Origin of the sequence: Psychromonas hadalis ATCC BAA-638, assembly GCF_000420245.1 — a bacterium.
GTDB classification, from domain to species: domain Bacteria; phylum Pseudomonadota; class Gammaproteobacteria; order Enterobacterales; family Psychromonadaceae; genus Psychromonas; species Psychromonas hadalis.
Window position 1 is genome coordinate 1 of sequence record NZ_ATUO01000124.1, and the last position, 10,483, is coordinate 10,483.

The following is a 10,483-nucleotide window of genomic DNA, read 5'->3' on the forward strand; positions in this document are numbered from 1 at the left end:
CAACTATTTATTTAGTTGTGGCTTTTTTGTATCTAAAACGGACGACGTCCTTGGTTCAACTTTTGTTAAAACCCAAGAGGCGAAGCTAAAACTTCAGCGTCTAAAAACCGCTATATTGAACTCGCATATTTATATTTAAAAAAATAATGAGAGAAATAACTAAAAAGTTATCGAAAAACATTCAAAAACAGTAAACTACCCTCCTTGATAACTAAAATGAGTTTTAAAATGCGTCCTTTTCCCAGCAGAAAAAAAGTGACTGAAAAAGATAATTTTTCCTACCTTTTGTTTAGCCTGTTTTTTCTTCTGCTTTCTAGCGCCGTGGTTGATCAGTTTTTTGCACACTCATTAATAGGGCAATCTTTAGTGATTGCTTTTACCGTTATAAGCATGTTGATTGGCGTATGGAGCCTGCGCTCAAGTCGTTATGCTTTCAATACTGTATTGGGAATTGTTGTCGCCACCATTATAATTAGTGCCATTATTATTATTTTAGATAGAACTGATTTTGAGTTTATTCACCTACTGTTGATGCTCTACTTTTTTATCATCACACTCAGGCTAGCGGCCCAACAGGCACTCTTTTCAGGTCATGTAACCCACAATAGTATTGTTGGATCTATCTGTATTTTTCTCTTATTGGGGCTTATTTGGGTGATGCTCTACTTGTTACTTGCTGAATTTACTCCGAATGCTTTTGCTGGACTTGAGCCTCGCTCATGGCAAGAGAATTTTCCTGATTTCATCTACTTTAGTTTTGTCACACTGACCACGCTCGGTTTTGGCGATCTACTGCCTATTAGCCCATTGGCACGTTTTCTCGTTTATATGGAAGCGATTGTAGGCGTGTTTTACATGGCAATTGTAGTTTCAAGTTTAGTGGGCGCTGGCACTAGCAATATTCAAGAGAAAAGTAGTTAACCATGTTTTATGAAGGTACTGAAAAGCGCTTAGAAATAACCTGCAAGCGAAATCTACTTGAGTTTGATAATTTCTTTTGGCAAGCAATGGTCAAGCAGGCTGGCGCTTATATCATCTCTCAAGTTGAAAATGAGCAGTTAAAAGCATTTTTGCTTTCTGAATCAAGTCTGTTCGTTTGGAAAAATAGACTGCTGTTAATCACCTGTGGTGAAACTCACCTATTACAAGCTGTACTCTATTTTCAAAAAAGAGTACAGCGCAGTGACATCACCTCACTGCTTTTTCAGCGCCATCAAAACCATCAACCCAATCGTCAAAAAAGTAATTTTCAACAAGATAGTTTACAACTACAAAGGCAGTTACAAGGAGATAGTCACCATTGGTCAGAAAATTATTGTGGTGACATTTTTCTGTTTGGTAATAATCAACAACCTCACAGCACTAAAAACATCTTAATGTTGCATGACTTAAAAGGTACGTTTTTTGAGTGCTTACAACAAAGAAAAGTGGATGCTAAAACAGTTGCTTTACAACTTAAATTAGCAACCTATTTTAACCACTTCACTATCGACCAATACAGCTTTGAACCTAAAGGTTACTCACTAAATGCAATTGATGGACAAGACTACTTTACCCTGCATCTGACCCCCGAAAAACAGAGCAGTTACATCAGTTTTGAGTCTAATTTACAGAATAATCAGGTTACTAAATTCCATCAGCACCTGATTAAGCTATTCTCCCCGCAACGTGCCTACTTAATGTTTTTTAATGCTTCAAACAATACATTGGATATTGAAACTAAGGTTTTAATATAAACAATGTTTCAACATGATCTGTCAGCATAATATTTTTAGGCTTAATATTCAGCGCATCGCTTTCCATTGCCATCGCACGCATCAATACAGGTTGTACATTACTATATTGATAATTAATGGAATACACTTTTCCTAACTTAGCATCATACAACTTAGCAAGCGCTAACGCTTTTTGTTGACTGTCCAACACCGCTAATTGACGCACTTGAGATTGCCATTTATCAGGTGTTTGCAAACCATATTGTAGCGCTGAAATAGACTCTACTTTGGCTTTTAACAGGGCATCAATGAATGAATTTACCTTGCTGATATCTGTTAAACGGTAACTTAATTCATGAGTAACACGTACCCCCACTAAGCTGCGTTTATTTTTGTTATATTCATATTCTGGGCGTGTCGATTGACTGATGCTCTCAACACTATCTGCACTAAAGCCTGCCTGTTTTAAATGGCTCAATAGTGTCGTTACTTTTGCATCTAGCGCTTTTTTAGCCACTTCACCGCTGCTGTTCAGCACACTGGGTTGAAACCCAATAATGACTTGATCGGCTTTTATCGCTAACGAGGCGCTACCTGTTACAGAGATATAGGGTTCGTCCGGAAAAGGACTCGCTATGGTTGAGAAAGAAAACAGTGAGAAAGTGAGTAACAGTAAATAACGCATAGATAATCCTCAAAATAAGTTAAGTTGTACAGCTATGACTGAAATTGCAGAGTACAGTTCCATTTTTTAGACAAAAAAAAGCCAACAATGAAGCTGGCTTATGATTAACTTATTTAAAAGTTAAATTATAGTACATCAATAGCATTAAGGTCTGAAAATGCTTTTTCAAGACGTGCAACCATAGAAGTTTGACCTGCGCGTAACCAAACACGTGGATCATAGTATTTCTTGTTAGGCGCATCAGCGCCAGTCGGGTTACCGATTTGACCTTGTAAGAAATCACGGTTAGCAGCTTCATAAGTACGGATACCGTCCCAACAAGCCCACTGTGTATCTGTATCGATGTTCATTTTGATAACACCGTAACCGATAGACTCTTGAATCTCAGCTTCAGAAGAGCCACTGCCGCCGTGGAATACGAAGTCTAGTGAATTAGCTGCAAGACCGTGTTTTTCAGAAACGAATTTTTGAGAATCACGTAAGATTGTTGGAGTAAGTTTAACATTACCAGGCTTGTATACACCGTGTACGTTACCAAAAGAAGCAGCAATAGTGAAACGTGGGCTGATTTTTGAAAGTTCAACGTATGCGTAATCAACTTCAGACGGTTGAGTGTAAAGTAAAGACTCATCCATATCAGAGTTATCAACGCCATCTTCTTCGCCACCAGTACAACCTAATTCGATTTCAAGTGTCATACCCATTTTAGCCATACGCGCTAGGTATTTACCACAGATTTCGATGTTCTCTTCTAAAGGCTCTTCGCTAAGATCGATCATGTGAGAAGAGAATAATGGAGCACCTGTTTCTTTGAAGTGTGCTTCAGACGCGTCTAGAAGTCCGTCGATCCAAGGAAGTAATTTTTTCGCAGCGTGGTCAGTATGTAGAATGACTGGAACGCCGTAAGCAGCTGCCATTGCGTGAACGTGCTTAGCACCAGAAATAGCACCAAGAATTGCAGCTTCTTGACCTTCAAGTTTAAGACCTTTACCTGCGTTAAATGCAGCGCCACCATTTGAGAACTGAATGACAACTGGCGCTTTAACTTTAGCAGCAGCTTCAAGTACAGCATTGATTGAATCACTGCCAACAACGTTTACCGCTGGAAGTGCAAATTTATGCTCTTTTGCAACTGCAAATACTTTTTGAAGATCATCGCCAGTGATAACACCAGGTTTTACTACGTCTAAAATCTTAGTCATGGAATATTTCCTATCTTTTGTTTGAATAAAAATTGCTTTAATTTCGCGCGCTACTTTACACAATAATGTGACAAAAAACACGCTTTAAAAATGGTAACTACTCAGATCGTCGCCATTTAAGCCTATTTCATCGTTGAAAAATGCTCATTTAAACCACTAAACTGCGCTTTTTCGCCTTGAACTAAACATAAATGCCTTAGCCCTGAGCATTTACAGTATATTTCGTATAAAAACACCTCTAATTTTAAGCGGTGCTGAATAGTTACTAAAAATGTTAAAAAAAAAGCGAGATAATTATCTCGCTTTTTCATTGGTTATTAATCGTTTGCACGTGACTCTAACATTGTCACGGCTGGTAATTTTTTACCTTCCACAAACTCAAGGAATGCACCACCACCCGTTGAAATATAAGAAATATCTGCCGTAATACCAAACTTATCGATAGCAGCTAACGTATCACCACCACCCGCAACCGAGAAGCCATCAGAAGCAGCGATTGCTTTAGCAATGCCTTCTGTGCCCGCTTCAAAGTTTTTAAATTCAAATACGCCAACAGGGCCATTCCAAAGAATTGTTTTTGCACCTTTAATGATGTCTGCAAGTACTTTCGTTGAATCAGGACCTAAATCGAAGATCATGTCATCATCTTGTACATCAGCCACATTTTTAATAACACCTTCAGCATTTTCGTCAAATTCTTTTGCACATACAACATCTGTAGCAACAGGAATTGCACATTTTTCCATTAGCTCTTTAGCAATACCCACTAAATCTTTTTCATAAAGTGATTTACCTACATTATGACCTTGTGCAGCGATAAATGTATTGGCGATACCACCACCAACAACAAGTTGATCAGCAATTTTAGAAAGAGACTCAAGTACGGTTAGCTTAGTAGAAACTTTAGAACCACCAACAATCGCAACTAATGGGCGAGCAGGGTTATCCATCGCTTTACCTAATGCTTCAAGTTCACCTGCAAGTAGAGGACCTGCACATGCAACAGGAGCAAATAGACCTGCGCCGTTTGTAGAAGATTGTGCACGGTGAGCCGTACCAAATGCATCCATTACATAAACATCACAAAGTGCTGCTAATTGCTTAGAAAGTGTTTCATCATTTTTCTTTTCGCCTTTATTAAAGCGAACATTTTCAAGTACAACCACTTCGCCTTCATTTAGCTCAACGCCATTCAGATAATCAGTCACTAAACGCACTGGCACATCTAATGCTTCATTTAAGTAATCAACAACAGGTTGTAGAGAGAATGGCGCATTTTCTTCACTTGTTCCGCCTTCAGTCGGGCGACCTAAATGAGAAGTGATCATCAATTTAGCGCCTTTTTCTAGCGCTAATTTAATTGTTGGGATAGAAGCACGGATGCGCGCAGCAGAAGTTACTTTACCATTTTTGATTGGCACGTTTAAATCTTGACGGATAAATACGCGTTTGCCTGCTAAGTCTAGATCAACCATTTTCTTTACTGACATGATGTGTCCTTATTTAATTTTAAAACTGTAAAATTCTGATTTACGCCCGCTTAATTCTGTTGGGCTATTTTCTATAACGCTATTAATTGCAACATCTCAACATTACATTTCTATTTCAGCACGCATTATAGACGAAAGTTTTTGTTACATCGATCACAATGGGTACTAATTTACCTTTTTAATGGGGGGGCATGGTTTGATTTGCATCACTTTCTGTAACTTTTTTTCAAAAAGAGTAAAAAAACTACATAAATAAGGAAAAACTGATTAATGTGAACGGGCACTTGTTATTTGAAAAAATTTAAATTTTAATACTCTACTATTAATAATACCTCTCAATTAGAGTACCCTCTTATTGCATGAATACATTAATGAAAAAAATATGGCTACTATTTTATTTTTTGGCTTTTAGTGGTTTTTGCACTTTACTGACCTCTGTTTATCTAAAACATGATGAATTAGAGAATCGGTTACAGACAGAACAACGCTACGTCACGCAACTTTTTAGCTCTTATATAAGTTCTGCTTTTTTCCAATTTGAAACAATGTTAGATTTAATTAGTTATGAATACAGTTTTCAACAAAGTTTAAAAATACGCGCGATTGATGACATCTTAGCAAGAAGTCCACTGTTAATTGGTTTTGCTCTTTTTAATACCGATGGCACTCTACAATCTTCAAGTCGCAATTTGCAAAAGGTTAATTTCCCTAACCTACTCACGAATAACAAGACAAAACAGTGGTTTCAGCAAGCATTACAACAAAATAGAATGACTATTGGTGGCCCCTATTATCTTAATTCCTTAAAAAAATGGGTAGTACCTATTCGCAAACGTATCATCAATTCCGAAGGGTCGGTGGTAGGAGTGATTGCATCGGGGTTAGATCTACAAGCATTATCAATGCAATGGACAGATGGGTCAAATGGTCAGCGCACCCTACAAGCGATCACCGATAATGGCTTTTTTCGCATCTTACGTACTAACACGCCCCTTAATAAATATGAGAAAATATATAACACACCAATAGAAGAGCAGATAACCAAGAAAATAAAACAGCAATTGGCATTAAAAAAGTTAACGTTTGATGATCTACGAAAGTCAGAAAAAAGTGTCCAGTTACAATTTACCCAAGGTGACCAAAAACGCTACTCAACAATACTATATAATGCTAAGCAACAACTTTGGATCAGCGTAATAGAGTCAAATTATTCATTACAACAAAATTTTATCGCGCAAATAACCCCCTACTTTATCTTTTATCTGATCTTTTTAATGATTATATTTTTCCTCTTTAAATGGATTGTACATATTGAACAAAACAAAATAGCGGAGCTGACCTACCGTGCAGAGCATGACTTATTAACCGGGTTATATAACCGCACCATATTAAAAAACCGCGATCTAAAATATCATAAAAAGAGTCAACCCTTTTCTCTGTTATATATCGATTTAGACCACTTTAAAGGGATTAATGATAGTTACGGATACAGCTATGGGGATAGCATTTTAGTTGAGGTAAGTAAGCGTATTAAGCGAACATTAATTGCGCCAAATGGTACGGCTATCCGCCTGAGTGCAGATGAGTTTATTGTATTGATTGATAGTACAGATAGAGTACTAATCGAAGAATATAGCAACACACTACTGGTTGAAATTGCTAAACCTTATATCGTCAACAATAATGATTTTAAGATCAGCGCATCAATCGGCATCACACAAAGTCCTAAAGATGCAACAGGCATGGAGACACTCATTAGCTACGCTAATAACAGTATGCTCATCGCGAAAAAAACAAAAAACAACTGTGTATTCTTCTCTGAAAAAATACACCAACAGCTCATTAAAAATATTGAAATAGAGCAAGCACTACATAGCGCAATCAGTAAAGGTGAGATAAGTTTAGTTTATCAGCCACAACTTGATAACCAACACCAACTATGTGGCGTTGAAGCCTTGGTACGCTGGAATAATGAATCTCTCGGTTTTATTCCTCCCAATCAATTTATTCCTATCGCGGAAGATAGCGGGTTAATGCCTGAGTTGGGTGCTTATATTATGAACAGGGCAATGTCAGAAATATCTAAACTACAATATAAAAAAGAAAAAGCATTTCAGCTCTCTATTAATGTTTCAGCAAAGCAGTTTGTGCAATTAAACTTTTTTGAAGCACTCATTGACTGTTTGACTTGCTATAAGTCCCCCTACTTAAAAATCACCATTGAGATCACTGAAAGCTTATTTATTGATAATATTGAACGTTTATTGCCTATTTTCCAAAAGATGAAAGATGAAAATATCAGCCTCTCTTTAGATGACTTCGGCACAGGTTACTCCTCACTCAGTATGTTACGAAATGTGCCAATTGATGAACTTAAAATAGATAAAAGTTTTGTAGATCATATTGTTAACAACAAAAGTGATCGTGCTATGGCAGCCAGTATCATTACCATGGGTAAGAATCTGGGTATGACGGTCTTAGCAGAAGGCGTTGAAGACAAACAACAAGCAGAAATTTTACAAGCTGCAGGGTGTGATCTCTACCAAGGATATTATTTTTCAAAACCGTTAAACTTAGCGGATCTGGAAGGTTTTATCGACTCTCTTTAAATGGATTTAAGGTAGTTAGCGTTTACTCATGCACACCCTCAATAAAAATATATGGGCTCTTTTTTATCTGATCATTATTATTGCCAGCGCACTATTAGGTGTAGCGGTTTACAATAAATACAATGAGATATTAAATGAAACCAAAAATGATCAACTCTATCTGAGCCATGTCTTTTATAACACCCTTGATTCGCTATTTTCACAACAAGAGGTTATCCAAAACCTAATTGCCAGTGAGTACATCAGTAATGATAAATTTGATGGTAAGATCCTCGATGTTGCACTAACACAGAATCAGCATACTGTAGGTATCTGGATCTTTTCTAAAGATGGCGATCTCTTAGTAACTAGCTCTAATCTATCAACTCAAAAAATAACTAACTTATCAAATCATAGCAATACACGCGCTTGGTTTCAAGAAACCTTAAATAGCAACCAGATGGTGATAGGGCGCGCCTATTTTTTAACTAGCCTTAGTCGCTGGATATTGCCACTACGTAAAAAAATTGTAAATAGTGCTGGCGAAACGGTAGCAGTGATATCTACCGGGCTCGATTTAGCAGTATTACAAAATGAGTGGCAAAAAAATAACCCACACAATATTGAAGCAACACTAGAAAATGGTCACTACCGAATTTTACGCAACAACTTAACTATTTCACAATTTAAGCGTTTTTATAATCACCCTCAAAAAATCAATAAAAATTTAAATCTGCAACGTACTAGCCTCAAAAAAAGTGCTAAATTTTCACAAAAATTTGCTTCTAAAGATAAACAAAAATACCTTTATACATTCGCTTATAATAAAAATTATCGTTTCTGGGTAATAGCAAGCCAACCTTACCAACAGGTAATGAAGCGCTTATATTCTCACTCATTTTTCTATACTGTTTTTTATCTTTTTCTCATTACTAGCGGTTTTTTGCTGTTTCGCTGGATAGCCAAAGTAGAGAACTCTAAAATTGATGAATTAACTTATAAAGCAGAGCATGATGCGCTAACAGGTTTACCTAATCGCACCATTATCAAACGCCATTTTCGCCAACTGCAAGAAAAAAAAAAGCAGCCCTTTGCGCTACTCTATATTGATTTAGATAACTTCAAAAATATCAATGATACCTTTGGTCATAGCTATGGTGATAAAATTTTAATTGAAGCAAGCAAACGTATCAGCAAAAGTCTGACACTGCATAACGGATTAGTTGCACGTTATAGTGGTGATGAATTTGTTATATTCTTAGAGGTTGGCGACCGAGATATCGTTAAAAATTATGCCGAACGTTTATTAAAAAGTATCGCTTTGCCCTATCTGATCAATCAAAATGCGTTTCGTATCAGCTCCTCAATTGGCATCGCTCGTTTCCCTGATGATGCTTCACATATTGAGACGTTGCTCAGTTATGCCGATAGCAGCATGGCCATGGCAAAGAAAAAACGTAATCAGTATCTGTTTTTTTCCAAACAGGTTCACCATCAATTAATGCGTAATATTGAGATAGAGCAAGCACTGCACCACGCGATTGAGAATGATGAGATAAGCCTGGTTTATCAGCCACAAATGGACAGAGATAATAAACTGTTTGGCGTAGAGGCATTAGTGCGCTGGCACAGTAAAAAACTGGGGTTTATCTCGCCAAAGCAGTTTATTCCTATTGCTGAAGAGAATGGTTTAATGCCAAAACTCGGTTTGTATATCATGCATAAAGCGATGCAAGAGATAAACAACCTACAGCAACAGAACAATTTTTCTTTTAAGCTTTCTATTAATGTTTCAGTGCGCCAATTTATTCAAATTGATTTTATTGAGAAATTAACAGAAGCTTGTAAAAAATTCACCAGTGGCCAAATAGAGATTACTATTGAGATCACTGAAAGCCTGTTTATTGAAAGTGTAGAGACACTGTTACCTCTCTTTCATAAGATAAAAGCGAACTATATCAGCCTCTCACTGGATGATTTTGGTACCGGTTATTCATCACTCAGCATGTTACGTAAAATCCCCATTGATGAACTAAAAATCGACAAAAGCTTTGTTGATAATATTAGCCATAACAAACAGGACAGAGCAATGGTTAATAGCATTATTGGTATGGGGAAAAGTTTAGGTATAACGGTACTCGCTGAAGGAGTAGAAACACAAGAGCAGCTTGATATTTTGCAACTCGCTGGCTGTGATATATACCAAGGTTATCACTTCTCAAAACCGCTTTCATTAGATGCATTAACTGAATTTGCTCAGCAGCACGGTTAACCTGAGTACAATGAAATTGTCCCAAGTTTTGTCGGTTTTTTTTACACGCGGTTAAAGTTAAGCAAACTAAATACAAAAAAATACGTAATAACAAACAGTTAAAATAGTGGACTCTTATTTGCTTGTTACTATTTTCTTTAACCAGCTACGAAAAAAACATGAAAAATTATTTACTGCACTTTTTATCATTAGGGAGCGCGAATGCATCTTTCATTATTGGTGATTCATATTTAGATCAAGATTCTATTCAGTGGGTTTATGAGGGCACATACAACATCGTAAGCGTCTGGGTAATGGCACCTAGCTACGCTTAATATTCCATGGTAGCAACGCATCAATATCATTCGGGTTTTCAGCAATCTGCTGCAAGCAGGTTGCGATATAATCATGAACAATAAGATCATTCGCTTTTGCTGTTTCAACCAAACTATATAAAATTGCACTCGCGTTCGCACCTGTATTGGTGTACGAGAATAGCCAAGCCTTACGACCTATCACAAAGGGCTTCACTGCACGCTCTGCTCGATTATT

Annotated in this window: 8 protein-coding genes; 4 read left to right on the forward strand and 4 right to left on the reverse strand. The window is 37.1% G+C overall.

Annotated elements, in window-relative coordinates; translation table 11 throughout:
• Positions 1 to 228 precede the first annotated feature (228 nt).
• Complete coding sequence (locus G322_RS0113980) at positions 229 to 921, forward strand: potassium channel family protein (protein WP_022942367.1); 693 nt, start codon at positions 229 to 231, stop codon at positions 919 to 921.
• A gap of 2 nt (positions 922 to 923) precedes the next feature.
• Positions 924 to 1,736: a hypothetical protein gene (locus G322_RS0113985; protein WP_022942368.1), complete on the forward strand. Its 813-nt coding sequence runs from the start codon at positions 924 to 926 to the stop codon at positions 1,734 to 1,736.
• Here G322_RS0113985 and G322_RS0113990 read toward each other — a convergent pair.
• The 3 genes from G322_RS0113990 to G322_RS0114005 form a co-directional block, all read right to left on the reverse strand.
• Entirely contained in the window at positions 1,720 to 2,400 is a 681-nt protein-coding gene (locus G322_RS0113990) for an SIMPL domain-containing protein (RefSeq protein WP_022942369.1), read from the reverse strand. The two genes, G322_RS0113985 and G322_RS0113990, sit on opposite strands and share 17 nt — an antisense overlap.
• Positions 2,401 to 2,525: 125 nt before the next feature.
• Positions 2,526 to 3,602, reverse strand: coding sequence for a class II fructose-bisphosphate aldolase (gene fbaA / locus G322_RS0113995; RefSeq protein WP_022942370.1), 1,077 nt, complete (start codon positions 3,600 to 3,602; stop codon positions 2,526 to 2,528).
• Between the two features lie 317 nt (positions 3,603 to 3,919).
• Positions 3,920 to 5,092: a phosphoglycerate kinase gene (locus tag G322_RS0114005; RefSeq protein WP_022942372.1), complete on the reverse strand. Its 1,173-nt coding sequence runs from the start codon at positions 5,090 to 5,092 to the stop codon at positions 3,920 to 3,922.
• 371 nt (positions 5,093 to 5,463) lie between these two features.
• Here G322_RS0114005 and G322_RS0114010 point away from each other — a divergent pair, with 371 nt between their 5' ends.
• Together G322_RS0114010 and G322_RS0114015 are read left to right on the forward strand one after the other, a co-directional pair.
• The gene (locus tag G322_RS0114010) at positions 5,464 to 7,701 is read left to right on the forward strand and encodes a bifunctional diguanylate cyclase/phosphodiesterase (RefSeq protein WP_022942373.1); all 2,238 of its coding nucleotides are present in this window, start codon (positions 5,464 to 5,466) and stop codon (positions 7,699 to 7,701) included.
• 28 nt (positions 7,702 to 7,729) lie between these two features.
• The gene (locus G322_RS0114015) at positions 7,730 to 9,952 is read left to right on the forward strand and encodes a bifunctional diguanylate cyclase/phosphodiesterase (protein WP_022942374.1); all 2,223 of its coding nucleotides are present in this window, start codon (positions 7,730 to 7,732) and stop codon (positions 9,950 to 9,952) included.
• Between the two features lie 300 nt (positions 9,953 to 10,252).
• Here the strand turns inward: G322_RS0114015 and G322_RS20895 are convergent.
• The coding region (locus tag G322_RS20895; protein WP_022942376.1) for an IS66 family transposase at positions 10,253 to 10,483 on the reverse strand (231 nt) is incomplete at its 5' end.